This window comes from Mesorhizobium sp. B283B1A, assembly GCF_020165735.1.
In the GTDB taxonomy this organism is placed as follows: Bacteria; Pseudomonadota; Alphaproteobacteria; order Rhizobiales; family Rhizobiaceae; genus Mesorhizobium; species Mesorhizobium opportunistum.
This window is the reverse complement of the sequence record NZ_JAIUIQ010000056.1, coordinates 1-26,219: the sequence shown is the minus strand read 5'-3', so window position 1 is coordinate 26,219 and position 26,219 is coordinate 1. Positions and strand designations below refer to the sequence as shown.

24 protein-coding genes are annotated in these 26,219 nt (G+C 64.1%); 15 read left to right on the top strand and 9 right to left on the bottom strand.

What is annotated here, in order from left to right; all coding sequences use genetic code 11:
• The first annotated feature begins 16 nt into the window (after positions 1–16).
• Positions 17–661 carry a class I SAM-dependent methyltransferase gene (locus LB577_RS29965; RefSeq protein ID WP_224690052.1) on the top strand — a complete coding sequence of 215 codons (645 nt, stop codon included), beginning with the start codon at positions 17–19 and terminating at the stop codon, positions 659–661.
• Here LB577_RS29965 and LB577_RS29960 read toward each other — a convergent pair.
• Both LB577_RS29960 and pgi read right to left on the bottom strand, forming a co-directional pair.
• Positions 658–1,380 carry an HAD family hydrolase gene (locus LB577_RS29960; RefSeq protein ID WP_013891370.1) on the bottom strand — a complete coding sequence of 241 codons (723 nt, stop codon included), beginning with the start codon at positions 1,378–1,380 and terminating at the stop codon, positions 658–660. The genes LB577_RS29965 and LB577_RS29960 overlap by 4 nt on opposite strands.
• Positions 1,381–1,385: 5 nt before the next feature.
• A complete protein-coding gene (gene pgi / locus LB577_RS29955) occupies positions 1,386–3,029 on the bottom strand; it encodes a glucose-6-phosphate isomerase (RefSeq protein ID WP_224690047.1) in 1,644 nt (547 codons plus the stop codon).
• A 301-nt stretch (positions 3,030–3,330) separates the two neighbouring features.
• On the opposite strand from pgi, the gene LB577_RS29950 reads away from it, so the two are divergent.
• Positions 3,331–4,824, top strand: a complete 1,494-nt coding sequence (locus LB577_RS29950; RefSeq protein WP_224690046.1) for a PLP-dependent aminotransferase family protein — start codon at positions 3,331–3,333, stop codon at positions 4,822–4,824.
• A gap of 192 nt (positions 4,825–5,016) precedes the next feature.
• Positions 5,017–6,603, top strand: a complete 1,587-nt coding sequence (locus tag LB577_RS29945) for a trimethylamine methyltransferase family protein (RefSeq protein WP_224690045.1) — start codon at positions 5,017–5,019, stop codon at positions 6,601–6,603.
• Between the two features lie 20 nt (positions 6,604–6,623).
• On the opposite strand, the gene LB577_RS29940 is transcribed toward LB577_RS29945, so the two are convergent.
• From LB577_RS29940 to LB577_RS29925, 4 genes are all read right to left on the bottom strand, one after another.
• On the bottom strand, positions 6,624–7,022 hold the full coding sequence (locus LB577_RS29940) for a hypothetical protein (RefSeq protein WP_224690044.1): 399 nt from the start codon (positions 7,020–7,022) through the stop codon (positions 6,624–6,626).
• Positions 7,023–7,165: 143 nt separating this feature from the next.
• Positions 7,166–8,557, bottom strand: coding sequence for a chromate efflux transporter (gene chrA, locus LB577_RS29935; protein WP_224690043.1), 1,392 nt, complete (start codon positions 8,555–8,557; stop codon positions 7,166–7,168).
• Positions 8,554–9,378, bottom strand: a complete 825-nt coding sequence (locus LB577_RS29930) for a chromate resistance protein ChrB domain-containing protein (protein ID WP_224690042.1) — start codon at positions 9,376–9,378, stop codon at positions 8,554–8,556. The genes chrA and LB577_RS29930 overlap by 4 nt, the downstream gene beginning before the upstream one ends.
• A gap of 296 nt (positions 9,379–9,674) precedes the next feature.
• Entirely contained in the window at positions 9,675–11,480 is a 1,806-nt protein-coding gene (locus LB577_RS29925) for an IlvD/Edd family dehydratase (protein WP_023766368.1), read from the bottom strand.
• Positions 11,481–11,631: 151 nt separating this feature from the next.
• Between LB577_RS29925 and LB577_RS29920 the strand changes: the two genes are divergently transcribed.
• Complete coding sequence (locus LB577_RS29920; RefSeq protein WP_023766367.1) at positions 11,632–12,081, top strand: SRPBCC family protein; 450 nt, start codon at positions 11,632–11,634, stop codon at positions 12,079–12,081.
• 17 nt (positions 12,082–12,098) lie between these two features.
• Here LB577_RS29920 and LB577_RS29915 read toward each other — a convergent pair whose 3' ends face one another.
• On the bottom strand, positions 12,099–13,283 hold the full coding sequence (locus LB577_RS29915; protein ID WP_224690051.1) for an Mrp/NBP35 family ATP-binding protein: 1,185 nt from the start codon (positions 13,281–13,283) through the stop codon (positions 12,099–12,101).
• A gap of 187 nt (positions 13,284–13,470) precedes the next feature.
• Here LB577_RS29915 and LB577_RS29910 point away from each other — a divergent pair, with 187 nt between their 5' ends.
• Entirely contained in the window at positions 13,471–13,848 is a 378-nt protein-coding gene (locus tag LB577_RS29910) for a VOC family protein (RefSeq protein WP_224690041.1), read from the top strand.
• Positions 13,849–13,892: 44 nt separating this feature from the next.
• Here the strand turns inward: LB577_RS29910 and LB577_RS29905 are convergent, their stop codons facing one another.
• Positions 13,893–14,897, bottom strand: coding sequence for an inorganic phosphate transporter (locus LB577_RS29905; RefSeq protein WP_224690040.1), 1,005 nt, complete (start codon positions 14,895–14,897; stop codon positions 13,893–13,895).
• Between the two features lie 3 nt (positions 14,898–14,900).
• On the bottom strand, positions 14,901–15,542 hold the full coding sequence (locus tag LB577_RS29900) for a DUF47 domain-containing protein (protein WP_224690039.1): 642 nt from the start codon (positions 15,540–15,542) through the stop codon (positions 14,901–14,903).
• A 167-nt stretch (positions 15,543–15,709) separates the two neighbouring features.
• Here LB577_RS29900 and LB577_RS29895 point away from each other — a divergent pair, with 167 nt between their 5' ends.
• From LB577_RS29895 to LB577_RS29850, 10 genes are all read left to right on the top strand, one after another.
• A complete protein-coding gene (locus LB577_RS29895; RefSeq protein WP_023766362.1) occupies positions 15,710–16,609 on the top strand; it encodes a LysR family transcriptional regulator in 900 nt (299 codons plus the stop codon).
• A 194-nt stretch (positions 16,610–16,803) separates the two neighbouring features.
• Entirely contained in the window at positions 16,804–17,283 is a 480-nt protein-coding gene (locus LB577_RS29890) for a formate dehydrogenase subunit gamma (protein WP_224690038.1), read from the top strand.
• Complete coding sequence (locus LB577_RS29885) at positions 17,280–18,836, top strand: formate dehydrogenase beta subunit (RefSeq protein ID WP_224690037.1); 1,557 nt, start codon at positions 17,280–17,282, stop codon at positions 18,834–18,836. The genes LB577_RS29890 and LB577_RS29885 overlap by 4 nt, the downstream gene beginning before the upstream one ends.
• A 10-nt stretch (positions 18,837–18,846) precedes the next feature.
• Positions 18,847–21,759, top strand: a complete 2,913-nt coding sequence (fdhF, locus tag LB577_RS29880) for a formate dehydrogenase subunit alpha (protein ID WP_224690036.1) — start codon at positions 18,847–18,849, stop codon at positions 21,757–21,759.
• A 179-nt stretch (positions 21,760–21,938) separates the two neighbouring features.
• The gene (gene fdhD, locus LB577_RS29875) at positions 21,939–22,769 is read left to right on the top strand and encodes a formate dehydrogenase accessory sulfurtransferase FdhD (protein ID WP_224690035.1); all 831 of its coding nucleotides are present in this window, start codon (positions 21,939–21,941) and stop codon (positions 22,767–22,769) included.
• Positions 22,759–23,070 (top strand): formate dehydrogenase subunit delta, encoded by a 312-nt coding sequence (locus tag LB577_RS29870; RefSeq protein WP_224690034.1) that lies wholly within the window; start codon positions 22,759–22,761, stop codon positions 23,068–23,070. The genes fdhD and LB577_RS29870 overlap by 11 nt, the downstream gene beginning before the upstream one ends.
• A 112-nt stretch (positions 23,071–23,182) precedes the next feature.
• Positions 23,183–24,736, top strand: coding sequence for an alpha/beta fold hydrolase (locus LB577_RS29865; RefSeq protein WP_224690033.1), 1,554 nt, complete (start codon positions 23,183–23,185; stop codon positions 24,734–24,736).
• Positions 24,737–24,844: 108 nt separating this feature from the next.
• The gene (locus LB577_RS29860; RefSeq protein ID WP_023775763.1) at positions 24,845–25,324 is read left to right on the top strand and encodes a carboxymuconolactone decarboxylase family protein; all 480 of its coding nucleotides are present in this window, start codon (positions 24,845–24,847) and stop codon (positions 25,322–25,324) included.
• 83 nt (positions 25,325–25,407) lie between these two features.
• A complete protein-coding gene (locus LB577_RS29855) occupies positions 25,408–25,770 on the top strand; it encodes a nuclear transport factor 2 family protein (protein ID WP_023766355.1) in 363 nt (120 codons plus the stop codon).
• A gap of 29 nt (positions 25,771–25,799) precedes the next feature.
• Complete coding sequence (locus LB577_RS29850) at positions 25,800–26,114, top strand: hypothetical protein (RefSeq protein WP_224690032.1); 315 nt, start codon at positions 25,800–25,802, stop codon at positions 26,112–26,114.
• Positions 26,115–26,219 lie beyond the last annotated feature (105 nt).

The following is a 26,219-nucleotide window of genomic DNA, read 5'->3' as shown; positions in this document are numbered from 1 at the left end:
GTTCATCAAGGCGAACATGCGCCTCGTACCGGTGCCCGCGCTTCCCGAAATCCGGTTTTACACGGCCCATCCCGGCAGCGGCTTGAGACGGCTCGTCGACCCTGAAAACGAAGGTGATACGGACGACGACGGGCCCGAATCGCAACCGCCCTACTGGGCTTACGCGTGGGCCGGCGGCGCCGTGCTGGCGCGCTACATCCTGGACAATCCGTCGACCGTGGCGGGCCGCCGCGTGCTCGACCTCGGGGCGGGATCGGGCATCGTCGGCATCGCCGCCGCGAAGGCCGGGGCGCGCGCGGTGATCGCCGCCGAGATCGACCGCAACGGCGTCGCCGCAATCGGGCTCAATGCGGCGGCGAACGGCGTCGCCATCGGCGTGGTCGGAGACGATGTCACCAAGGGTGCGCCACCGGCGGTCGACATGGTGCTCGCCGGCGATGTGTTCTACGGGCAGGACGTCGCCCGCCGCGTCATGCCTTTCCTCGACCGCTGCCTCGCCGCCGGCATCGAGGTGCTGGTCGGCGATCCGGGCCGGGCCTATCTGCCCCGCTCGCGGCTGCGCCTGGTCGCCGAATACAAGGTGCCGGATTTTGGCGACGCGAAGGGTGCGGCGACCAAACCGAGCAGCGTCTTTCGTTTCGAGGCCGGATCGGGCGGTTAGACGGTCTCCTTGACCCGCGCCGACAGGAAATCCGGCAGGTCGGCAACCGAATCCAGGATGACGTCGGCGATCTCGGCCAACGATTCGCGCGTGCCGGTGCCGGAGAGCACGCCCACCGCCAGGCCGCAGCCACCGGCCCGCGCCATTTCGAGATCGTGGCGGTTGTCGCCGACCATAGCGATCGCCGCCGGCTTCAGGCCGGTGAGATCGCAGAAGGCCTGGATCGTGTCGGGTGCAGGCTTGGGATTGGCCACCGCGTCGTAGCCATAGGCGGCATCGAAGAGTTGGGCGACGCCCAGCGTGACCAGCGTCTTTTCAGCACCGCTGGTCGAATCGTTGGTGGCGACACCGAGCCGGTAAGCTCTTTTGTGCAGTGCCGCCAGCGTGTCGACGATACCAGGCAGCGCCACCGCCATCGCCGAGCCCTGCATCGAGGTGATCTCGTTGAAGCGGGCGACGGCCAGCATCTGGTCCTCGTCGGACAGCCGCGGGAACCACAATTCGACGACGTCCATGTTGGTACCCGAGGCAAAGATTGAATCAGGCTTGAAGCGGCGGTTGGCGAAATCGAAGCCGGCCGCGGCAAGCAGCCTGTCGGCCTTCCAGCGATCGCCTTCGGCCGCGTCCATGGCCATGAAGTCGGCGACGCCAAGCCAGGTCGCGTTGAAGTCGACAAGCGTTCCGTCCTTGTCGAACAATATTCCCTTGATGTCGGCCAAACGCTTCACTCCGAACCACGCAATTGGTGGATATGTCCGACAAGGCCGGCGGTCGAGGCATCCCGCTTTGCGGCACTTTCCTTGCCTTCCACGACAGGCAGGAGGCCGGTGGCCAGTTCCTTGCCGAGCTCGACGCCCCATTGATCGAAGGAGTTGATGTTGAAGAGCGTTCCCTCGACGAAGACGCGGTGCTCGTAGAGCGCGATCAGCCGGCCCAGGGTGCGCGGATCGAGCTTGCGGTAGAGGATGGTCAGCGAGGGGCGGTTGCCCGAGAAGACGCGGTGCGGCGCGATGCGGTCGACGTCGGCGGGCTTCATGCCCTTGGCCAGCATCTGCGCGCGCGCCTCCTCCAGCGTGCGGCCCTTCATGAAGGCTTCCGACTGCGCCAGGCAATTGGCGAGCAGCAGGTCATGCTGATGCTTGAGATCGGGCTCGTGCCCGACGGCGGCGGCGAGGAATTCGACCGGGATGAAATCGGTGCCCTGGTGCAGCAGCTGGAAGAAGGCGTGCTGGCCGTTGGTGCCGGGCTCGCCCCAGACCAGCGGCCCAGTCGGCGTGGTCACCGCGGTGCCTTCGAGGGTGACGCTCTTGCCGTTCGATTCCATGTCGAGCTGCTGCAGATAGGCCGGCAGCCTGGACAGGCGCTGATCATAGGGGATGACGGCGCGGGCCGGGTATTTGCAGATCACCCGGTGCCACCAGCCCACCAACCCCAGCAGCGCCGGCAGGTTCTCGCGCAACGGCGCGGTGCGGAAGTGCTCGTCCATCTCGTGCGCGCCATCGAGGAAGGCGCGGAAATTCCGCGGACCGACCGCGATCATGACAGGCAGGCCGATCGCGCCCCAGACCGAATAGCGGCCGCCGACCCAGTCCCAGAAACCGAAGACGCGATCGGGCGCGATGCCGAACTTGGCGACCAGATCGAGCGCGGTCGAGACGGCGGCGAAATGCTTGCCGACCGCCTCCTTGCCGAGCGCTTTCTGCACCCAGTCGCGCGCCGTCTGCGCATTGGTCATCGTCTCGACGGTGGTGAAGGTCTTGGAGGCGATGATGAACAGCGTGGTTTCGGCGGACAGGCCCTTCAGCGTGTCATGGATATGGGCGCCATCGATGTTGGAGACATAATGCGCGCGCGGGCCGTCATGATAAGGGGCGAGCGCCAGGGTCACCATGGCCGGACCGAGATCCGAACCGCCGATGCCGATGTTGACGATGTCGGTGATCTTCTTGCCGGTGGCGCCGGCCGCCTTGCCGGAGCGGATCGCGTCGGCGAAGGCGCCCATCGCATCGAGCACGGCGATGACGTCCGCCTTGACGTCCTGGCCGTCGACCGTGACGCCCTTGCCGCTCAGGTTGCGCAGCGCCGTGTGCAGCACGGCGCGGTCCTCGGTGATGTTGATCTTCTTGCCGGCGAACATGGCTGCACGGCGACCTTCGAGATCGGCAGCCTTGGCGAGCTTTTCCAGCAAATCCATGGTGGTCGCGTCGACGGCGCATTTCGACCAGTCGAGCAACATGTCACCGTCGGTGGCGGAGAATGTCGCAAACCGCTGCGGATCGGCGGCGAAGGCCTGGCGCATGTCGCCCGGCGTTTCGGCGCGATGGTCGCGCAAGGCGGCGAGCTGTTTCTGGAAGGCTGACTCATCCACTGGCGGGAAACTCCTGGCGTTTTCGACGCACCATATCAGACCGGATGTTTCCGGCGCGTGTCGTCGCGCCACAACTATTGAGCCGAACTCGGTACGGTCAATACGCGGTTATGCCGCATCGCATCACGATGCGATGACAGAATGTGACATCGGCGCAGTCTGCAGCCGCCGATCTCGGCGGAAGGATCACTGGCATAAATCCCAAAGATCAGAAAAATTGATTGGCGCAACCCCTTGTGCCACCGTTACATTCGACTGGTCCAGCCAAACGAAAAAAGCTGGCCATCGAGGAACATTCCCCATGCCACAGCGCAACGACACGGCCATATGGTCCGGCCTGTTCCGGATTTCGGCCGAATCCGGCCAAACCCTCCAGGCACAGATCCGCCAGGCGATCGTGGCCGCCATCCTAGACCGGCAGATCGCCGCTTCGATGCCGCTCCCCTCGTGCCGGATCCTGGCCGAGAAACTCGGCGTGGCGCGCGGAACCGTGGTTCTGGCCTTCCAGCAGCTCGTCGACCAGGGGTTCCTGGTGGCGCGCGAGCGTCGCGGCCATTTCGTCAATCCAGACGTGCTGGCGACACCCGCCAAGCCGCACCAGAAGGCGCCTGACCAGGCCAACGAGATCGACTGGAAGGCACGCCGGCAGATCGCGGCAAGCGACATGCCGCCGCCGGCCAAGCACGAGAACTGGATCAAGTCGTCCTACCCGTTCGTCTACGGCCAGTTCGACCCGGCGCTGTTCCCGACCGCCGAGTGGCGCGAGTGCAACCGCATGGCGCTGGCGGTGCTGGAAATCCGCAACTGGGCGTCCGACATGGTCGATCGCGACGATCCGCTGTTGATCGAGCAGATCCAGGCGCGGCTCCTGCCCCGGCGCGGAATCTTCGCCAATCCCGACGAGATCATCGTGACGCTGGGCGCCCAGAACGCGCTCTACATGCTGGCGACACTTTTGATGACCAAGGGTTCCAAGGTGGCGATGGAAGATCCCGGCTACCCCGACGCCCGCTCGATCTTCCGGCTTGCGGGCGCCGACATCCAGCCGGTGCCGGTCGACCAGTCCGGCATCGTAACCTCTTCGATCCCCAATGATTCCGGCTTTGTCTTCGTCACGCCCAGCCATCATTGCCCGACCATGGTGCCCTTGTCGGCCGAGCGGCGGCAGGATCTTTTGGCGCGTGCCAACCGGCACAACCAGATCATCATCGAAGACGGCTATGACAGCCAGCTTCTCGACGAGGCGCCGCAGCAGGCGCTGAAGAGTCTCGATCGCTCCGGCCGCGTCATCTATGTCGGATCGATGTCGAAGACGCTGGCTCCGGGCTTGCGGCTTGGCTACATCGTGGCGTCGGCTGGACTGATCGCGGAGCTCAGGGCCCTGCGCCGCTTCATGCTGCGTCACCCGCCGGCAAACAACCAGCGCGCCGTGGCACTCTTCCTGTCGCTCGGGCATCACGAAGCGCTGGTGCGGCGGCTGTCGAGCGCCTTCGACGAACGGCGCAAGCGCCTGGTCCATGCGATTTCCGCCTTCCTGCCGGAATGGCGTTCGACCGACTCGGCCGGCGGCACCTCTCTGTGGCTCGAAGGGCCACGCGGCACCGATTCGCGTGGACTGGCCGAGGCCGCGGCCTCGCGCAGTGTCATCATAGAGCCTGGCGACCGGTTCTTCGACCGCACGGAAAAGCCTTCGCGTTTCATGCGCTTGGGCATTTCCTCGATCGCGCTGCAGCACATCGAGCCCGGCATTCGCGAGCTCGCCACCGCGGCCGGACGAAGGCCGGCAGCGGCCTGATCCACTCCCCGATTCCCTTGACCGGAGCCGCACGACAGCGACTCCGGCTCCTTTAGCTCTGGCACATGCAACCAGACCGGCTGGCTCATAGTCTGTGCCAATGCCGGCGGCATAGTCGTGGCACAAAGGGGAAGAAGCAGCCGATGGTGGACCAACCGCCGCCCTGTTTCCGAGAAAAGGTGGAGTGCCTCCATGTCAGTGGTTATTGAAAAGCAGGAAGCGGCGGACCAGCGTTCGCGCCGCTCCGGCGGGCGCGAAGCGCGCCGCGCCATGCGGGCAGCGCCGTTGGCCGACGACATCAAGCCGGTGCGCGCCGGCCTTGAGGGCGGCAGCTACGGACCACTGGCGGGGAATGACCAGGAGCGCATCCATGAAGCGGTGCTGACGCTGCTGGAGACGGTCGGCTTTGCCAATGCCATCCCTTCCTGCATCGAGGCGCTGACCAAGGTCGGCGCCACCTATGGCGACGATGGCCGCATTCGTTTTCCACGCGCGCTGGTGCTCGACACGATCAGACAAGCCGCCCGGAATTTCACCTTGCACGGCCAGGACCCCAAACACGATATGGTGATCCAGGGCAAGCGCGTGCATTACGGCACGGCCGGAGCCGCGGTCCACCTGGTCGATGTCGAGAAGCGCGAATACCGCGAATCGCTGCTGCAGGACATCTATGACGCCGCCCGCATCGTCGAGGGGCTCGACAACATTCATTTCTTCCAGCGGCCGATGGTGCCGCGCGACATTCCCGATCCGCTCGAAATGGACTTCAACACGCTCTACGCCTGCGTGATGGGCACGTCCAAGCATGTCGGCACCTCGTTCACGGTGCGCGAGAACGTGCAGCCGGCGCTCGAAATGCTCTATGCCATCGCCGGCGGCGAGGAGAATTTCCGCGCCAGACCGTTCGTGTCGAACTCGAACTGCTTCGTCGTGCCGCCGATGAAGTTCGCCGAGGACGCCTGCGGCGTGCTCGAAGCCTGCGTCGATGGCGGCATCCCGATCCTGTTGCTGTCGGCTGGACAGGCCGGCGCGACCGCGCCGGCGGCGATTGCCGGCGCCGTCGTGCAAGCCGTGGCCGAAGTGCTGGCCGGTCTCGTCTATGTCAACGCCCTGAAGCCGGGACATCCGGCGATCTTCGGCACCTGGCCGTTCGTGTCCGATCTGCGCACCGGCGCCATGTCCGGCGGCTCGGCCGAACAGGCGGTGCTGACGGCAGCCTGCGCGCAGATGGCACAGTTCTACGATCTGCCGGGTGGTTCGGCCGCCGGCATGACGGATTCGAAACTGCCCGACATCCAGTCCGGCTACGAGAAGGGCATCACCGATGTGATGGCCGGCCTTGCCGGGCTCAACCTGGTCTATGAATCGGCGGGCATGCATGCCTCGCTGCTCGGCTTCTGCCTGGAAAGCCTGATCATCGACAACGACATGCTCGGCCACTGCCTGCGCTGCGTGCGCGGCATCGAGGTGACGGACGAGGCGCTGTCGATCGACACCATCGCCGATGTCTGCCTGAGGGGGCCTGGCCACTATCTCGGCAACGAGCAGACGCTGCGGCTGATGCAGACGGAATATTTCTATCCCGCCGTCGGCGACCGGTTTTCGCCGAAGGAATGGAACGAGAAGGGCCGGCCCGACATCCTGCAGCGCGCGATCATCGAGAAGAAGCGCGTCCTTGCCGAACGTTTCCCGCGCCACGTGCCGAAGCTGCTCGACGACAAATTGCGCGCCCGTTTCGGCGGGATGATCAAGCTGCCGCGTGCCAATATGGGCGGGTAGCGCCGCTTCTCGTCAAGGCTTCAATCTGTGCCGAGCCCGTAGCGTTCTACGACCTCGGCATCGATCAGCTTGGCGTGCAGCGCCATCAGCACGATCCGCGCGTCGAAACTGTCGCCGGCCTCGACCGCGGCCTCGATCCGGTGCTCCGCTTCCTGGCGCTGCTGCAGGCCTTGGGACCGCTCGAACGCCTCCGGCCCGGCAATGCAATAGCTGAACAGGCGCGCGACTTGCGGATAGGCCTGCGGCGGCGGCTCGCCGGGCCAGTGGTCCTTCATCAGATTGACGATGGTGAGTTTTACGCCCTCGGGCACAATGGCGGGATGCAGGTCGGCGCCGCGCAAGGCCGTGTCGAGTTGCCTCAGATCGCCCGAGCGGCCGAACATTCCGAGGAAGCCGAGGGAAGAGCGCCGTCCCGCCATGATGGTCCAATCCGTTTCCAACCAGTTAGGTGGTTCGCAAGCGGATTACAAAGGCAGCGGAACCTAAAGCGCGCCGCGCGCTTTGGTCTTTGTTTTGATGCATGTCGTTCTCCCAAAACCGAGTCACTTTTGGGCGACATGCATTAGCCGCTTACCGCCAACAACAGGACACCAGCCAGAGCCGATCCGGCGAGCGTCGGCAGCATGCCGATCTTCAGCTTCAGGATGGCGATCATGGCGGCCAGGGAAAGCAGCGCCGCGCGCCAGTCGATCGACGAGAGCACCGGCACATTCATGCCTGGGCCTATCGTGTGAACCTCACGAAAAACGACGTGCAAGGCAAACCACAAAGCAAGATTCATGATGACGCCGACGACGGCGGCGGTGATCGCGCCCAATGCGGCCGACAAGGCCTTGTTGCCGCGCAGGGCTTCGATGTAGGGCGCACCGAGGAATATCCAGAAGAAGCAGGGCGTGAACGTCACCCACAGCGTGAGCAGTGCCCCGAGCGACCCGGCAAGCAATGGGTCCAGCCCCCCGGGATGGCGGAACGCGGCGATGAAGCCGACAAACTGCAGCACCAGGATGAGCGGGCCTGGCGTGGTCTCGGCAAGCCCGAGACCATCGACCATTTCACCGGGGGCAAGCCAGCCGAAGGACTGGACGGCAGCCTGCGCGACATAGGCAAGCACCGCATAGGCGCCGCCGAAGGTGACGACCGCCATCAAGCTGAAAAATCGGCCTATCTCGGTCCAGACGCTCGCGGAGCCGGTGAACCACCAGATCGCAAGGACAGGTCCGAGCCAGATCGGCAGCCAGATGGCGACAGTGCGCGGCGCATGCCATTTGGTCGGCGTGACATGGGCCAGTTCGCCGCGCTCGAACATCAGGTCGACCGCGCCCTTGATATCGTCAATGTCGCCCTTGCCATGGGTGGAGCCGGAAAACAGGCCTGGAACAACGCGGTCTCCCAGCCATCCTGTCAGGCCCGCGAGCAGGACGATGAGCGGGAACGGCACATTCAACGCATAGATGGCGATGAAAGCCGCGACCGCGATCGACACCATGACCGGGTTTTTCAGGGCACGCCGTCCGATCCGGATCACCGCCTGGACGACAATGGCCAGCACCGCCGCCTTCACCCCGAAAAACAGCGCCTCGACGAGCGGCACGTCGCCATAGAGTGCGTAGAGAACGCTCAGGGCCAGCATGACGAGCGCGCCCGGCGCGACAAACAGCACGCCGGCGACGAGGCCGCCGATCGTCCTGTGCAGCAGCCAGCCGATATAGATGGCGAGTTGCTGTGCTTCCGGGCCAGGCAGCAGCATGCAGTAGTTCAGCGCATGCAGGAAACGCTGTTCACCGATCCAGCGCCGCTCCTCGACCAGTTCCTTGTGCATCAAGGCGATCTGCCCGGCCGGCCCGCCGAAGCTGAGCAGTCCGATTTTCGCCCAGAGCCTCATGGCTTCGGCAAAGGTCGGTGCGGCCGGCACTTCGACATTTACCCCGGCATCCTGCGGCACAAGAGCACTCATGCTGGTTTACCCCCAGCTGTCCCAGGCCAATTGTGGGTTTCTTCGGTGGCGTCGCGACACCAGCGGAAGAACGCGTCGTAGAGCAGCATGCCTGCTTCCAACTGTTCCAAATCGTCGCGATACATCCGCGACAGGCCGAGCGATGCCGCCAGAAAACCGGCGGCCTGGGGCACCAGATCGAGGCTTGCCGTGTCGGCGGCGCGTACGATCAGGGCAAGCCGATCGAGCGCCTCGGATTCCAGCCCGAACTCCTCGATCATCGTGTCGAAGGTGCAGCGATCGCCGCGATGGCTCCAGAACACATTGTCGATGTCGAAAGGCACGGCCTGAAAGCGGTCGGCGACAGCAGGCACTTCGGCTGCCTCGACGAACAGGAAGATCGCGTGAGGATCGACGAAACGCCGGATCAGCCAGGGGCAAGCGATGCGGTCGACCTTCGGGCGGGATCGCGTCACCCACACCGTGCGGCCTTTTTCGTCGCGTGGCGGTAATTTTTCGCTGCGGACCAAAAGCCCCTTCGCGTCACGCCAGGCTTCGAAGCCGCCTTCGAGGGATTCAGCGGAAATTCCCTCATGCCGCAGCCATGCGGCCACGCCTTGCGAGAGTTTTTGACCTTTCTGACAGACGACCGAGACTTGGTTGCCGGCAAATTCGGAAGCCCAGGTCGAAACGGTTTTGAAATTGCGTCGGCCTGAGGCCGGCAGCAGGCGCTGATCGGCGTCGAAATCCTCATCGATGCGGACATCGATGATTACGGGTGCACCCGGCAGACCGACCAGACGGGACAGTTGCGATACGGTGATAGCGGTTGTTGACGGCATGGCGTCCACCTCCTGATAGAGAAGCTTGGACGCGAACGTTGGGCTGACGCCTCACGGGGTCGTCGCGATGCACCCCTTGCCATGACAGTGGATTTGTCCGGCCCGCTTGTCAAGGATCGCGCACGGTCTCGACCCGCCGGCGGCGCACGCCAAACGAAACACGGCCGGCGACCTGGGTGACCAGGCCGCCAGCCGTCGATCCAATACCCGCGATTGTCGCCAGGAATAATCTATGACTATCCCTTGGAATAATCGATGATTGCCCCTGGAGCGATCAGTGGTTGTCCCTGGAGCAATCAGTGATTGTCCCTGGGCACGCCGCTGGTGTGCGCGACATCCTGGTATTTCACCGCCGGCTTCAGCACCATTCCCTCGGAGAACTGGTCGACCATGCCGCGCTGGATCTCCTGCCACGGCGTCTGGTGCTTGGGATAGTGATAGCCGCCATTGTTCTGCAGTTCGGCGCGGCGCCGCGTGATCTCGTCATCGGTGACCAGGATATCGGCGGTGCCCTTCCTGAGATCGATGCGGACGCGGTCGCCTGTCTTGAGCAGCGCCAGGCCGCCGCCGATCGCGGCTTCGGGCGAGGCATTCAGGATCGACGGCGAGCCCGACGTGCCCGACTGGCGGCCGTCACCGATGCAGGCGAGTGCGTGGATGCCCTTCTTGATGAGGTAGGCCGGCGGCTGCATGTTGACCACCTCGGCGCCACCGGGATAGCCGACAGGGCCGGCGCCGCGCATGAACAGGATGGTGTGCTCGTCGATGCCTTGCGCCGGATCGTCGATGCGGGCGTGGTAATCCTCGGGGCCGTCGAAGACCATGGCGTTGCCTTCGAAGGCTTCGGGATCCTTGGGATTGGACAGATAGCGCTCGCGGAATTCGGGCGAGATGCCGCTGGTCTTCATGATCGCCGAATCGAACAGATTGCCCCTGAGGTTGATGAAGCCGGCATTGGCCTTCAGCGGCTTGTCGACGCTGCGAATGACTTCGGCATTCTCGTTGGCGACCCCCTTGCAATTGTCGCCGATCGACTTGCCGTTGACGGTCAGCGCATCGGGATGCGGCAATAGCCCGCCCTTCATCAGTTCGGCCACCACCGCCGGCACGCCGCCGGCGTGATGGTAATCCTCGCCGAGATACTCGCCCGTCGGCTGCAGATTGACGATGAGCGGCACCTTGAGGCCGATCTTCTGCCAGTCGTCATTGTCGAGCGGCACGCCGAGATGGCGGGCAATCGCATTGAGGTGGATCGGCGCGTTGGTCGAGCCGCCGATCGCCGAATTGACGACGATGGCGTTCTCGAAGGCCTTGCGGGTCATGATGTCGGACGGCTTCAGGTCTTCATGCACCATCTCGACGATGCGCTTGCCGGTCTCGTAAGAAATCTGGCCGCGCTCGCGATAGGGCGCCGGGATGGCGGCCGAGCCCGGGAGTTGCATGCCGAGTGCCTCGGCCAACGAATTCATCGTCGTGGCAGTGCCCATGGTGTTGCAATAGCCGGTGGACGGCGCCGAGGAGGCGACGATGTCCATGAACTCGTCATAGTCGATCTCGCCGGCCGACAGGCGCTCACGCGATTCCCAGACGATGGTGCCGGAGCCGGTGCGCTTGCCCTTGTGCCAGCCATTGAGCATCGGGCCGACCGACAGCGCGATGGCCGGAATGTTGACGGTGGCCGCCGCCATCAACAGCGCCGGCGTCGTCTTGTCGCAGCCGATGGTCAGCACGACACCGTCGAGCGGATAGCCGTAGAGCACCTCGACAAGGCTGAGATAGGCGAGATTGCGGTCGAGTGCCGCGGTCGGGCGCTTGCCCGTTTCCTGGATCGGATGGCAGGGAAATTCGAACGGAATGCCGCCCATCGAGACGATGCCTTCGCGCACACGCTTGGCGAGCTCGATGTGGTGCCGGTTGCAAGGCGAAAGGTCCGAGCCGGTCTGGGCGATGCCGATCAGCGGCTTGCCCGACATCAATTCGGCGCGCGTCAGCCCGTAATTCAGGTAGCGCTCGAGATAGAGCGCCGTCATTCCCGGATTGTCAGGGTTGTCGAACCACTCTTGCGAGCGAAACTTTTTCTTCTTCGTGGGGGCGCCAGCCATCATGGTCTCCGTATTTGTATGACAAATCGATATGACAACGCGCGGATGCAGGCAAGGGGCACGCGTGATCTGAACCCGCACTTTGGTGCGATAGACATGTATCGACCCGCACGCTACGACCAATCCGACATCGGTGATCCGGGAGGTTTTGATGGCTTTGGTGATCGAAGGCGAGGAACGTATCGCCGCACCCATACAGAAAGTATGGGAAGCTTTGAACGATCCGGCGGTGCTCAAGGAGAGCATTCCCGGCTGCCAGAGCCTGGAGATGAAGTCGCCGACCGAGATGGCGGCGACGGTCGTCCTGAAAATCGGACCGATCAAGGCGACCTTCAATGGCGAGGTGACGCTGAAAAACCTCAAGCCGCCGCATGCCTACACCATCCAGGGCGAAGGCAAGGGCGGCATTGCCGGCTTTGCCAAGGGCGGCGCCGACGTGACGCTGACACCGGATGGGCCGGATGCCACCGTCCTGAAATACGCAGCCAAGGCCGATGTCGGCGGCAAGATCGCCCAGCTTGGCAGCCGGCTGATCGAGTCGACCTCGAAGAAGCTGGCCGGACAATTCTTTTCGACATTCGGCGAGAAGGTGGGCGGCTAGGCCCTCCCCCTTGAGAATCACTCGAAGACGATGTTCGGCACCGCCGCTTCGGCGGCGCCACGCTCCTCGTTGACCCGATCCCAGACCTTCGAAGCAATATCGCGATAAATTTTCGCCTCGGCGCTGTCGGGCTTCGACGCCACGACCGGCGAACCTTCGTCCGAGCTTTCGCGAATGCCCATCTCCAGCGGCACTTCGCCGAGGAAGGTGACGCCGAGGCGCTCGGCCTCGCGGCGTGCGCCGCCATGGCCAAAGATGTCGTAGCGCTTGCCGGTGTCGGGCGCCAGGAAGTAGCTCATGTTCTCGACGATGCCGAGCAGCGGCACGTCAACCTTCCTGAACATATTCAGCCCCTTGCGGGCATCGATCAGCGCCAGGTCCTGCGGCGTCGAGACGATGACAGCACCGGCCAGCGGCACCTGCTGGGCCATGGTCAGTTGGGCGTCGCCGGTGCCTGGAGGCATGTCGACGACAAGCACGTCGAGCCGCCCCCATTCGACCTCGCGCAGCATCTGCGTCAGCGCCGACATCACCATCGGGCCGCGCCAGATCATCGGTGTCTCCTCGTCGACGAGGAAACCCATCGACATCACCTTCAGCCCATAATTCTCCATCGGCTTCAGGATCTTGCCGTCGACCGTCTGCGGCCGGCCGTGAATGTTGAGCAGCCTGGGCATTGACGGACCGTAGATGTCGGCATCGAGCACGCCGACGCGCAGGCCATTGGCGGCAAGGCCAAGCGCGATGTTGACGGCGGTGGTCGACTTGCCGACACCGCCCTTGCCAGAAGCAACGGCGATGATCGCCTCGATGCCGGGCACGCCGCGCTTGCCATGGCTGTGCGAGGCGGGAGCCTGTGGGGCGGCGCGCGGTGAGGCAGCTGGGGGCGGAGCCGATGGTGCCGGCCTGGCAGCGGGACGCGCCGGAACCGGCGCCTCCATGCCGCCGCCCTTCTTTTCGGCCGTCAGCGCGACGACGGCGCCGGCGACGCCGGGGATTGCCTTGACGACACGCTCCGCGGCGGCGCGCAACGGCTCCATCTCCTGCGCCCTGGCGGCGGGAACCGTGATCGAGAAGAACACTTTTGCGTCGGCGATGAATATCTCGGAGACCATGCCGAGATCGACGATATTGCTGGTGAAGTCAGGCCCATTGACCGTCTTCAGGCGCTCGGTGACGATTTCCTTGGTAACGGACATGATCTTTTCCTCGGCGTTCGGCCCCTCAGATAGTGTAGTTTTCGGGCAGAACCAAGCAGCCGCCTCGACGCACCCCTTGACGTCCCCTTGGCTGATGCGAACGAGAGCCGCGGTGGACAAAAGTCGCCAAGCATGGCGCCCGACCTATTTCAATGGGGATGAGGGAAGACAATCAGGGAAGGATACGATCATGCTCGAAAACAGCAACGCCACGGCCAACATCGCGGTGAAGGACCTGGCGAGAGCAAAGGCCTTTTATGAGGGAACCCTGGGCCTCAAACAGGTCGACGACATGGGTGGCGAACTGATCGTCTACAAAAGCGGCGACACGTTCATCAATGTCTATCATTCACAATTTGCCGGGACCAACAAGGCGACGGCGGTGACCTGGACGGTCGGCGATCAGATCGAGACTGTCGTCAAATCGTTGAAATCGAAAGGCGTTGCCTTCGAACACTACGAAATGCCCGGGCTGACGATCGAGGGCGACGTCCATGTCGGCCAGGGCATGAAGGTCGCCTGGTTCAAGGATCCGGACGGCAACATCCTCAATCTTGTGAGCCAGTAGACCGCATCACGATTGGCGGGGGCTCCGCGCGCCGCGATATTGCCTCAACCCGCCAGGTTGACGGCAAAATAAGTAAGAGCCGAAATCGCCGCCGTCGCCGGCAAGGTGACAATCCAGGCGATGACGATGTTGCCGGCAAGGCCCCAGCGCACCGCCGAGACGCGGCGGGCGGCGCCGACGCCGATGATGGCACCGGTGATCGTATGCGTGGTCGATACGGGAATGCCGAGCCAGGTGGCGGCGAACAGCGTAATGGCACCGCCGGTCTCGGCGCAGAAACCCTGCATCGGATTCAACCGGGTGATCTTCGAGCCCATCGTATGGACGATACGCCAGCCGCCGAACAGTGTGCCTAGCGCCAGCGCCGACTGGCAGGTAAGGACGACCCACAGCGGCACGTAGAATTTCTCGCCGAGCATGCCTTGCGAATAGAGCAGCACTGCGATGATGCCCATGGTCTTCTGGGCATCGTTGCCGCCATGTCCGAGCGAATAGAGCGAGGCGGAAAAGAACTGCAGCACGCGGAAGGTGCTGTCGACGGCAAACGGTGTCTGGCGCACGAACAGCCACGAAACCACGAGGATCAGGACGAGCGCCAGGACAAAACCCGTCGCCGGCGACAGGACGATCGCGGCGACCGTCTTGCCGAGCCCCGACCAGACGATGGCGCCGACGCCCGCCTTTGCAACGCCGGCGCCGACCAGCCCGCCGATCAGCGCGTGCGAGCTGCTCGATGGGATGCCGGCGACCCAGGTGACGATGTTCCAGACGATGGCGCCGACGAGGGCCGAGAAGATCACCGCCGGCGTGACGATGCTGACGTCGACGATGCCCTTGCCCACGGTTTCGGCGACATGGAGGCCGAAGAACATGAAGGCGATGAAATTGAAGAAGGCCGCCCAGAACACCGCATAATGCGGCCGCAGCACGCGCGTGGAGACGATCGTGGCGATGGAGTTGGCCGCGTCGTGCAGGCCGTTGAGAAAATCGAAGAACAGCGCGACGGCGACAAGGCCGGCCAGCAGGGGAAAGGCTATGGTGGCTTCCATTGCCTAGACGTTCTCGATGACGATGCCGCTGATCTCGTTGGCGACGTCCTCGAAACGGTCGACCACCTTCTCGAGCTGGCCATAGATCTCGCTGCCGATCAGATAGGCCATAGGGTCGCTGCTGCCGTGTTTCCTGAACAGGTCTTTCAGCCCCTGCTCATGCAGATCATCGGCCCGGCTTTCGACGCGCATGACTTCTTCGGCGATGGCGTTGAGGCGCACCGTGTGCGTACCGACCTTGGCGAGCAGCGGGATCGCCTCGGCCACCAGCTTGGCGGCAGCGACGATGACGCCGCCCATCTCCTGCATCAGCGGGTCGAATTCCTTTTTTTCGAACAGTCTTACCGTCTTGACCGTCTTGTGCATCATGTCGATGGCATCATCCATCGACTGGATCAGGTCCTTGATGTCGCCGCGATCGAAAGGCGTGATGAAGGAGCGCCGCACGGCAAGCAGGACTTCGGCGGTGATGTGGTCGGCCTCGTCCTCGAGATCGACGATCTTCTGGCACCAGCGATCGACATCCTTGCCCTGGAGGAGGAGCTGCAGCGCTTCCGCGCCGCCGACCACCGTGCGGGAATGCCGCTCGAACAGATCAAAGAAGCGATCTTCGCGCGGCAGCAGCTTGCGGAACCAGCCCAGCATGTCAGTCTCCCATCGCGGCCGGTTCACGACCGTTTTACTGACATAGCGCCGCACAGCGCCGTGGGGAACCGTAAGCCGGCTGAAAAGATGTGGATGCGGGGCGTTATGCATATCGCTTGCGGCAAAGGACAAATTGCCCGAGCCTGTGCGACGACCGGAAGGATGGCATGATCGACAAACTCGAATTCTTCATCGCGCTGGCCAAGGAAGAGCATTTCGGCCGGGCGGCGGAAGTGTGCGGCGTTACCCAGCCGACGCTTTCGGCCGGGATCAAGCAACTGGAAGGCCAGCTCGGCGTCATGCTGGTGCTGCGCGGCTCGCGCTTCCAGGGCCTGACGCCGGAAGGCAAGCAGGTGCTGGTTTGGGCGCGGCGCATCGTTGGCGACTCAAGGACCATGCGCGAGGAAATGCGCGCGGCGCGCCACGGCCTTGCCGGCCGCATCCGCATCGCCGCCGTCCCGACGGCGCTGGCCATGGTGGCGCGGCTGACGACGCCGTTCCGCGAAAAGCATCCCGGCGTCACTTTTTCCGTCCTGTCGCGGACCTCGATCGAGGTGCTGACGCTGCTCGGCAATTTCGATGTCGATGCCGGCATCACCTATCTCGACAACGAACCCCTGGGGCGAGTGACCAGCGTGCCACTCTATGACGAGCGCTACCAGCTGATCACGGCGGTCGGAAATCCCTATTCCGACCGCGACAAAGTGACGTGGGCCGAGATCAGCCATCTGCCACTCTGCCTGCTGACGCCGGACATGCAGAACCGGCGCATCATCGACCAGCATCTGGCGGAAGCCGGCGTGCAGGTGCGGCCGACGCTGGAATCCAACTCGATGATCGTCTTGTTCTCGCACATCCGGACCGGCAAATGGTCATCGATCATGCCACTCAACCTCGCGGAAACATTCGGCTTTTCGGAGCCGATCCGGGCCATTCCGATCGTCGAACCGGATGCCAGCCATACCGTCGGGCTGGTGGCGGCGCCGCGCGAGCCGCACACGCCGCTGGTGCAGGCGCTGCTGGACGAGGCGATGGCGCTGGCAGACGATTTCCGCGCCCATCGCTAGGCTAGGAATGCCCTGAGAAGACGCTTGATAGAAATTTTCTATCGAACGACGAAACCGCTTTATTGATTTCGGAGGTTTCCTCTGATTTCTTAAGCACTTAGCGATATTGCGCCCTATGCATGTCGTTGCCCCGACACCGCTTCGCATTTTTGGGCGACATGCATAGGGAAAGCCACGACCAGGGAGGGCGCTGCATGACGATGCAGCCTGCAAGTACCGAAATTGCATCGCGCACGGCCGCGATCGTCCAGGAGTTGAAAGGCCTCGAAGGCCCGCTGCTGCCGATCCTGCACGGCATCCAGGAGGAATTCGGCCATGTGCCGCATGACGTGCTGCCCGTCATCGCCGACGGGCTGAACCTCTCCAGGGCGGAGGTGCATGGCGTCGTGACCTTCTATCATGATTTCCGTGCCCGGCCGGCCGGCCGCCATGTGATCAAGCTTTGCCAGGCGGAAGCCTGCCAGTCGATGGGCTCGGATGCGGTCGCCGCCAAGGTCAAGCAACTGCTCGGCATCGATTTCCATGAGACCACCCGCGACGGATCGGTTACGCTCGAGCCCGTCTATTGCCTCGGGCTTTGCGCCTGTTCGCCTTCGGCAATGCTCGACGGCGAGGTGATAGGACGGCTTGACGACGACAAGATCGACGAGATCGTCGCCGAGGTGCGCTCATGATCCCCCGCATCTACATCCCCGGCGATTCCGGCGCGCTGGCGCTGGGCGCCGAAAAGGTCGCCAAGGCGGTCCGCGCGGAGCTCGCCGAACGCGGCATCGAGGCCAAGATCGTGCGCAACGGCTCGCGCGGCGCCTATTTCCTCGAACCGATGGTCGAGGTCGCGACCGCCAACGGCCGCGTCGCCTACGGTCCCGTAAAGGCTTCCGACGTCAAGAGCCTATTCGACGGCGGCTTCCTTACCGGCGGCCATCACAAACGCTGGCTGGGCGCGCCGGACAAGATCCCCTTCCTGGCCAAGCAGACCAGGCTGACCTTCGCGCGCTGCGGCATCAACGACCCGTTGTCGCTCGACGCCTATAAATCGCTCGGCGGACTGAAGGGCCTGCAGAACGCGGTGGCCATGGCGCCCGCCGAAATCGTCAAACAGGTGACGGAGTCCGGCCTGCGCGGCCGCGGCGGCGCCGGCTTCCCGACCGGCATCAAGTGGAAGACGGTGCTGGATACGACGGGTGACCGCAAATACATCGTCTGCAACGCCGACGAGGGCGACAGCGCCACATTCGCCGACCGCATGATCATGGAAGGCGACCCCTTCGTGCTGATCGAAGGCATGGCGATCGCCGGTATCGCCACCGGCGCGACCAAGGGTTTCGTCTATATCCGCTCGGAATATCCGCATGCGGTGGCTGTCATGAACAAGGCCGTCGAGGTTGCCCGCAAGGCCGGCGTGCTCGGCGTCAACGTGCTGGGCTCGCCCAACGCCTTCGACATGGAGATCCGTGTCGGCGCCGGCGCCTATGTCTGCGGTGAGGAAACCTCGCTCTTGAACAGCCTCGAAGGCAAGCGTGGCGTGGTGCGCGCCAAGCCGCCGCTGCCGGCCATCCAGGGCCTGTTCGGCAAGCCGACGGTGATCAACAACGTCATCTCGCTGGCTTCCGTCCCCGTTATCATGGACAAGGGCGCCGCCTTCTACAAGGATTTCGGCATGGGCCGCTCGCGCGGCACGATCCCGATCCAGATCGCCGGCAACGTCAAGCATGGCGGCTTGTTCGAAACCGCCTTCGGCCTCACCTTGGGCGAGATCGTCGACGATATTGGCGGCGGCACGGCCACCGGCCGGCCGGTGAAGGCCGTGCAGGTCGGCGGGCCGCTCGGCGCCTATTTCCCGCGCGCGATGTTCGACACGCCATTCGATTACGAAGAATTCGCCAAGCGTGACGGGCTGATCGGCCATGCCGGCATCACCGTGTTCGACGACACCGCCGATATGCTTAAGCAGGCGCGCTTCGCCATGGAGTTCTGCGCCATCGAAAGCTGCGGCAAGTGCACCCCTTGCCGCATCGGCTCGACGCGCGGGGTGGAGACCATCGACAGGCTCGCCGCCGGCATCGAACCGGAAAGGAATCTCGCTCTGGTCACCGACCTCTGCAACACGATGAAGTTCGGATCGCTCTGCGCGCTGGGCGGCTTCACGCCCTACCCGGTGATGAGTTCGATCACCCATTTCCCCGAGGATTTCAAGCCGGCGCCCGCGCGCGTGGCTGCTGAATAGGAGCTGGCAGATGAACATCAAGGCCGACTTCCCGACACTCATCGAAGAACTCGATTACGGAACCCCGGAATCGAAGGCGCAAAAGCAGGTCACGCTGACCGTCGACGGTCGCAGCATCAGCGTGCCGGAAGGCACGTCGATCATGCGTGCGGCGATGGAAGGCGGGGTCGAGATCCCGAAACTCTGTGCCACCGACATGCTGGACTCGTTCGGCTCCTGCCGCGTCTGCCTAGTCGAGATCGAAGGGCGCGGCGGCACGCCGGCGTCCTGCACGACGCCGGTCGGCGAAGGCATGGTGGTCAAGACGCAGTCCGAGCGGCTGGACGCCATTCGCCGCGGCGTCATGGAACTCTATGTCTCCGACCATCCGACCGGCTGGAACGAGAAGGCCGGAACCGGCGCCAGTGAGTTCGACGCGGTGGCGAAGTCGGTCGGCCTGGCCGAGAACCGCTACGGCGTCGAGGGCCGCAATCACGTCAAGCAGGAAGACGGCGTTGCGCCCGGCCATGGCTCGCTTGCGGTCGACTACATCGCCCGCGATGAATCCAATCCCTATTTCACCTATGATCCGGCGCAATGCATCGTCTGCTCGCGCTGCGTGCGCGCCTGCGAGGAAGTGCAAGGCACCTTCGCGCTGACGATCGAGGGCCGCGGTTTCGAATCGCGCATGGTCGCCGGCATGCATGAGGACTTCATCGCTTCCGAATGCGTGTCCTGCGGCGCCTGCGTGCAGGCCTGCCCGACCGATGCGCTGCGCGAGAAGACCGTGCTCGCCAAGGGCCTGCCGGAGCGCTCGGCCATCACCACCTGCGCCTATTGCGGCGTCGGCTGCTCGTTCAAGGCCGAGGTGAAGGACGACGAAGTCATTCGCATGATGCCCTACAAGGAGGGCAAGGCAAACCATGGCCACTCCTGCGTGAAGGGCCGTTTCGCCTATGGCTATGCCACCCACAAGGACCGCATCCTGTCGCCGATGATCCGCGAGAAGGTCAGCGATCCCTGGCGCGAGGTGAGCTGGGAAGAGGCGATCGCCCACACTGCCAAGGAATTCCGCCGCATCCAGTATCAGTACGGACGCACATCCATCGGCGGCATCACCTCGTCGCGCTGCACCAATGAAGAGACCTATCTCGTTCAGAAGCTGGTGCGCCAGGGCTTCCGCAACAACAATGTCGACACCTGCGCGCGCGTCTGCCATTCGCCGACTGGCTACGGGCTCGGCCAGACCTATGGCACCTCGGCCGGCACGCAGGATTTCGATTCGGTCGATTACACCGACGTCGCCGTCATCATCGGCGCCAATCCGGCTTCGGCGCACCCAGTATTCGCCTCGCGGCTGAAGAAGCGGCTGCGCCAGGGCGCCAGGCTGATCGTGCTCGATCCGCGCCGCACCGAGATGGTCAAGTCGGCGCATATCGAAGCGGACTATCACCTGCCGCTGAAGCCCGGCACCAATGTGGCGGTGCTGACGGCGCTGGCGCATGTCATCGTCACGGAAGGCCTGTTCAACGAGGCCTTCATCCGCGAACGCTGCGACTGGACGGAATTCCAGGACTGGGCGTCCTTCGTCGCTCTGCCGGAAAACAGCCCCGAGACCGTCGGCAAATTGTCCGGCGTCGATCCCGAGCTGATCCGGGGAGCCGCGCGTCTCTACGCCACCGGCGGCAACGGCGCGATCTATTACGGACTGGGCGTCACCGAACACAGCCAAGGTTCGACCACGGTTATGGCGATCGCCAACCTTGCCATGGCGACCGGCAATATTGGACGGCCGGGCGTCGGCGTTAACCCGCTGCGCGGCCAAAACAACGTGCAAGGCTCGTGCGACATGGGCTCTTTCCCGCACGAACTGCCGGGCTATCGCCATATTTCGGGCGACGCCGTGCGCGACATCTACGAGAGCCTGTGGGGCGTGAAGCTCGACGACGAGCCTGGCCTGCGCATTCCCAACATGCTGGATGCCGCCGTCGACGGCTCCTTCAAAGGCATCTACATCCAGGGCGAGGACATCCTGCAGTCCGACCCCGACACCAAGCATGTCGCCGCCGGCCTGGCGGCCATGGAATGCGTGGTCGTGCACGACCTCTTCCTCAACGAGACGGCGAATTACGCGCATGTCTTCCTGCCGGGCTCGACCTTCCTGGAAAAGGACGGCACCTTCACCAATGCCGAGCGCCGCATCAACATGGTGCGCAAGGTTCTGGAGCCGAAGGCACGCTACGCCGACTGGGAAGCGACGCAGGAGCTTGCCCGCGCGATCGGGCTCGACTGGAACTACCAGCATCCCTCTGAGATCATGGACGAAATCGCCCAGACGACGCCGAGTTTCGCCGGTGTCTCGTTCGGGCTGCTCGACCGTGTCGGATCCGTGCAATGGCCCTGCAACGAGAAGGCACCGCTCGGCACGCCGATCATGCATGTCGACGGCTTCGTGCGCGGCAAGGGCAAGTTCATCCGCACCGAATATGTGGCGACCGACGAGCGGACCGGGCCGCGCTTCCCGCTGCTGCTTACCACCGGCCGCATCCTCAGCCAGTACAATGTCGGGGCGCAGACAAGGCGCACCGAAAACGTCATGTGGCACTCGGAGGACCGGTTGGAGATCCACCCGCACGATGCCGAGAACCGTGGCCTGCGCGATGGCGACTGGGTGCGGCTGACCAGCCGCTCTGGCGAGACGACGCTGCGGGCGCTGATCACCGATCGGGTGTCGCCGGGCGTGGTCTATACGACATTCCACCATCCGGACACGCAGGCCAACGTCATCACCACCGACTTCTCCGACTGGGCGACGAACTGTCCGGAGTACAAGGTGACGGCGGTTCAGGTCGGCGCTTCCAATGGGCCGTCGGACTGGCAGCGCGATTACGACGAGCAAGCGCGCAACAGCCGCCGTATCGCACCGCTGGAAGCGGCGGAGTAGGGTTTGGTGTCTCGTCGAGGCGCGCCCCTCTGGCCTGCCGGCCATCTCCCCCTCAAGGGGGGAGATTGGATGGCGCACCGCCTTTCGCCAATCGCCAACGTCGAAAAGTGGGTGATATCGGCCAAGCTGCCAATCTCCCCCCATGAGGGGGAGATGGCCGGCAGGCCAGAGGGGGGCGCGTGACCCGCAAACGCCTAGCCATTACGCAAATCTCCCGCCTGGCGCACCGCGCCAGTGGCACTGTCGCGGCCAACCGGATGGTTCCGGAGGAGACGCCGGTGGCATTCTCGTTCGCCGGCACCACCCATGCGGTGATGATGGCGAGCCCGGCCGATTTCGAGGATTTCGCGCTCGGCTTCTCGCTGACCGAAGGCATCATCGCCGCGCCTGGGGAAATCGAGGCGATCGAGGTCGAGGATCATGGCGCCGGCATCGATATCCAGATCCGGCTGAAGGACCAGGCCAACACGCGCTTCGAGGCGCGGCGGCGCCGGCTTGCCGGGCCGGTCGGCTGTGGGCTCTGCGGCATCGAATCCATCGAGGAAGCCATGCGCTCCGTCGATGCGGTTGGTGCGTCAAAACTTACACTTGATGCCAACGACATCGTTCGCTCCGTGAAGCTCCTGTCGAAGGTGCAGCCGCTGCATGCGGAGACCGGGGCCGTGCATGCCGCCGGTTTCTACGTTCCAGGCGAAGGCGTCGTCATGGCGCGCGAGGATGTCGGCCGCCACAATGCGCTGGACAAGCTGGCCGGCGCCCTGGCCAAGGCCGGCATCGACGGTTCGACGGGCGCCGTCGTGGTGACCAGCCGTGTCTCGGTCGAGATGGTGCAGAAGACGGCGGCGATCGGTTCCGCCTTCATCATCGCCGTCTCGGCGCCGACCGCACTTGCCATCCGCACGGCGCAAGAGGCCGGAATGACGCTGGTGGCGCTGGTGCGCGGCGATGATTTCGATGTTTTCACCCACCCTGACCGGGTGGTCTTGGGAGTTGCCCAGCATGTCGCATGACGAAGACCACATCACCAGCACCAGCGAGAAGCTGGTGCGCATGGCCAACCAGATCGCGGCCTTTTTTCATTCCAGGCCGCGCGAAGAGGGTGTCGCGGGCGTCGCCGAGCACATCAACAAATTCTGGGAACCCAGGATGCGGCGGCAGTTCTTCGAGATGCTGGACAGTGGCGGCGAAGGCTTCGACGAACTCGTCGTGGTCGCGTCCGCCAGGATCAAGCGGCCGATCTCGCCGGCCGAGGCCGATCTCAAGCTGGGAATGAAGGCCTCCCCGGCCGACATCGCCGCCTCACAAAAATAGCCGCAGGAGCCGCGCAGGCTTATATTTCTGCTTGCTAAAGTTTAAGCTGCCGCAAGCGGCGCGGCTCTGCTATGGTTGACGATCAGAAATCGTCAGGCCGGGCGGAAAACTCGTGAGGCCGATCGCGACCCGATATGCCCTCAGCGGCGAGGTGCGGATCGCCTATCAGGTGGTCGGCCAAGGATCGTTCGATCTCGTCTTCGTGCCAGGCTTCATTTCCAACCTCGACCTGCACTGGGATGACGAGGGCTACAGCCGGTTGCTCAAGCGGCTTTCGGCGTTCTCGCGTTTGATCCTGTTCGACAAGCGCGGCACGGGCCTTTCCGACCGTGTCGATGTCCATAACCTGCCCAGCCTGGAAACCCGCATGGACGATGTGCGCGCGGTGATGGATGCGGCCGGCAGTGGGCGTGCCGCGCTGCTCGGCGCTTCCGAAGGCGCGCCGATGGCCATGCTGTTCGCCGCCACCTATCCGGAGCGGACACGGGCTTTGGCGCTCTATGGCGGCTATGCGCATTTCCACAAATGGGTGATGCCGCCGGAGCGCCTCGACGCCTTCATCGAGATGGCCGAGACGGCCTGGGGCACCGGCGCCACCTTGCCCCATTTCGCGCCGGGCCGGGTTGACGACGCCCGTTTTTCAACCTGGTGGGCGCGCTTCGAGCGCCTGTCGGCGAGCCCGACCGCGGCCGCGGCATTGGCGCGGATGAACGCCGAGATCGATATACGCGGCGTGCTGGCGGCGATCCGCGCGCCGACGCTGCTGATCCATCGCCGCAACGACGTCCGGGTCGATCCCGACGCCAGCCGCTTCCTGGCCAGGAAGATCCCCAATGCGCGGCTGGTCGAAATCCCGGGGCGCGATCATCCGATCTGGACCGGCGATGTCGACCGGGTGGCCGACCTGATCGAGGAGTTCCTGACCGGCGAGCGCGCGGTGGCGGAAGCGGAGCGCGTTCTGGCGGCGCTTCTGGTGACACGTATCTACGATATGGCGCGGCTTGGCGACCGGATGTGGAGCGAACGCAGCCAGCATTTCCACGAAACATGGCGGACGCTTGTCGGACGCCATGGCGGGCGCTGCGTGGATATACACGGCGAGATGATGATTTCACGCTTCGATGGACCCGGGCGTGCCTTGCGCTGCGCGGCGGCGTTGCGCGACGCGGCTCAGCAGATCGGCGTGGCAAGCGCACAGGGCGCGCATGTCGGCGAGATCGAGACGCGCGGCCCTCCCATAGGATTGACGGGCCGCGTGACCATTCAGCTCGCCGCTCACGCCGGGCGCGGCGACATACTGGCGTCGCGGCTGGTCGCCGAGCTGGCGGTCGGCTCGGGACTTCACTTCGTCGAAGCGGGGCGTGTCAGCATCGATGAGCTGGACGAGCCACTGGCGCTTGTGCTCGCGACGTCCGAACAGCATCTGGAGCCGGCCTGCCGTCCCAAGGTCAAGGCGGCCGAGCCGGCCTCGCTGACGGTGCGCGAGAGCGAGGTCGTGAATCTGATCGCCGATGGCAAGAGCAATGCCGCGATCGCCGCCGAACTCAGGCTGAGCGAGCACACGGTCAAACGCCACGTCGCCAACATATTGCTCAAGCTCGACCTACCCTCGCGAGCCGCGGCAGCGGCATTTTCCGTCAGGCACGCTGGCCCGGACGGGCCATGAGAGCCATGGCGCTTTCGGGCGAAGCGCCGGGGCCGAAGTAAGGGCTATCAATGTCCCCATGCAGGCCAGGCGGGTATTGCCAGGAAGGCGCTGCGAACGGAGGATGAAATGCTCAAGTCAAAGCTGAATGTCAGATCACTCGTGATAGCGGCAGGCATTGGCGCGCTGTTCACGATCTCTCCCGCGAGAGCCGAAGATGCATCGGCGGCGGCCGCCTACAAGGACATCGAGGCAACGCTCGGTTCGGTGCCTGACATGTTCAAGACGCTGCCCGACGTCGCCATCGCCGGCGCCTGGGCCGAGATCAAGGGGGTGCAGCTCAACCCCAACACCGCGCTCGACGGCAAAACCAAGGAACTGATGGGCCTTGCGGTCGCCGCGCAGATCCCCTGCCAGTACTGCATCTATTTCCACACAGAGGCTGCCAGGCTCAACGGCGCGAGCGACGAGGAGATCAAGGAGACGATCGCAATGGCGGCGATCGTGCGCCACTGGTCGACGATCCTCAACGGCAGCCAGGTCGATCTGGCGACTTTCAAGAAGCAGACCGACGACGTCTTCGCAGCCGTGAAGGCGAAGTCGCAGTGAAAAACACGGCCCGTCGATGATCGACGGGCCGTGCTTCCAAGCATCAACCGCCCGATCGGGTAGACGGGCACATGGAGGGTAAAATGCTGACCAAGACTCACACAGTGGACGGCGCGGCGATCAAGAAGGCGATCGAAGGCCGCGATGGAAAGATGCTGTCGAGCTTCTACGCCGACGATGCGCTGGTGCGGGTGATCGACCGCAACAACCCGCCGAGCAAGCCACGCGAAATCCGCGGGCGCGCGGCGATCACGACGTTCTGGGACGACATCTGCAGCCGGGCCATGACCCACAAGGTCGACACCACCATCGCCAACGGCGACAGCCTGGCCTTCACCCAGGCCTGCTCCTATCCGGATGGCACCAAGGTGTTCGCCGCCGCGATGCTGGAGTTGAAGAACGGGCAGATCGCACGGCAGACCGTCGTGCAGGCCTGGGACGAGTAGATCAACCGCAAACCACCGAGGGAGAAAAAATGTTCAGCGCGAGATGGCAGATCGACGCCAAGTTCGGACACAAGCAGACCGTGCTCGAACTGCTCAAGAAATGGGAACGCGAGATCGGCTCGCAGGTCGGCATCGCCGACCTCGGGTTCCAGATCATGACCGGATCGATCGGCGCCCGGGAAGCGACGGTCGAGTCACACCACCAGGTCGAGAGCCTGGCCCAGCTGGAAACGTTCTTCGCCAAGATCAACAAGATCGACGCGCATGCCAAATGGGGCAAGGAGATGGAGCCCTATGTCGTGTCGGGCACCAGCCTGTGGAACATCTATCGCATCGTGGAGTAGTGATTACGCTCGACCTTCCTTCTCCCCTTGCGGGATTGTTGCAAAATTGGGTGGATGTGATTCCCTGTTTTTGAACAGGGGATCGTGCAATGACGACGAAGCCGA

Bases quoted from the DNA above. Each gene is read 5' to 3' on its own strand.
- LB577_RS29910 (WP_224690041.1), top strand. From the start codon at position 13,471: ATGCTCGAAAACAGCAACGCCACGGCCAACATCGCGGTGAAGGACCTG.
- LB577_RS29950 (WP_224690046.1), top strand. From the start codon at position 3,331: ATGCCACAGCGCAACGACACGGCCATATGGTCCGGCCTGTTCCGGATT.
- LB577_RS29930 (WP_224690042.1), bottom strand. From the start codon at position 9,378: ATGCCGTCAACAACCGCTATCACCGTATCGCAACTGTCCCGTCTGGTC.
- LB577_RS29925 (WP_023766368.1), bottom strand. From the start codon at position 11,480: ATGGCTGGCGCCCCCACGAAGAAGAAAAAGTTTCGCTCGCAAGAGTGG.
- LB577_RS29850 (WP_224690032.1), top strand. From the start codon at position 25,800: ATGTTCAGCGCGAGATGGCAGATCGACGCCAAGTTCGGACACAAGCAG.
- LB577_RS29870 (WP_224690034.1), top strand. From the start codon at position 22,759: ATGTCGCATGACGAAGACCACATCACCAGCACCAGCGAGAAGCTGGTG.
- LB577_RS29945 (WP_224690045.1), top strand. From the start codon at position 5,017: ATGTCAGTGGTTATTGAAAAGCAGGAAGCGGCGGACCAGCGTTCGCGC.
- LB577_RS29905 (WP_224690040.1), bottom strand. From the start codon at position 14,897: ATGGAAGCCACCATAGCCTTTCCCCTGCTGGCCGGCCTTGTCGCCGTC.
- LB577_RS29860 (WP_023775763.1), top strand. From the start codon at position 24,845: ATGCTCAAGTCAAAGCTGAATGTCAGATCACTCGTGATAGCGGCAGGC.
- LB577_RS29965 (WP_224690052.1), top strand. From the start codon at position 17: ATGCGCCTCGTACCGGTGCCCGCGCTTCCCGAAATCCGGTTTTACACG.
- LB577_RS29890 (WP_224690038.1), top strand. From the start codon at position 16,804: ATGACGATGCAGCCTGCAAGTACCGAAATTGCATCGCGCACGGCCGCG.
- LB577_RS29855 (WP_023766355.1), top strand. From the start codon at position 25,408: ATGCTGACCAAGACTCACACAGTGGACGGCGCGGCGATCAAGAAGGCG.
- LB577_RS29885 (WP_224690037.1), top strand. From the start codon at position 17,280: ATGATCCCCCGCATCTACATCCCCGGCGATTCCGGCGCGCTGGCGCTG.
- LB577_RS29900 (WP_224690039.1), bottom strand. From the start codon at position 15,542: ATGCTGGGCTGGTTCCGCAAGCTGCTGCCGCGCGAAGATCGCTTCTTT.
- LB577_RS29940 (WP_224690044.1), bottom strand. From the start codon at position 7,022: ATGGCGGGACGGCGCTCTTCCCTCGGCTTCCTCGGAATGTTCGGCCGC.
- LB577_RS29920 (WP_023766367.1), top strand. From the start codon at position 11,632: ATGGCTTTGGTGATCGAAGGCGAGGAACGTATCGCCGCACCCATACAG.
- chrA (WP_224690043.1), bottom strand. From the start codon at position 8,557: ATGAGTGCTCTTGTGCCGCAGGATGCCGGGGTAAATGTCGAAGTGCCG.
- LB577_RS29895 (WP_023766362.1), top strand. From the start codon at position 15,710: ATGATCGACAAACTCGAATTCTTCATCGCGCTGGCCAAGGAAGAGCAT.
- fdhF (WP_224690036.1), top strand. From the start codon at position 18,847: ATGAACATCAAGGCCGACTTCCCGACACTCATCGAAGAACTCGATTAC.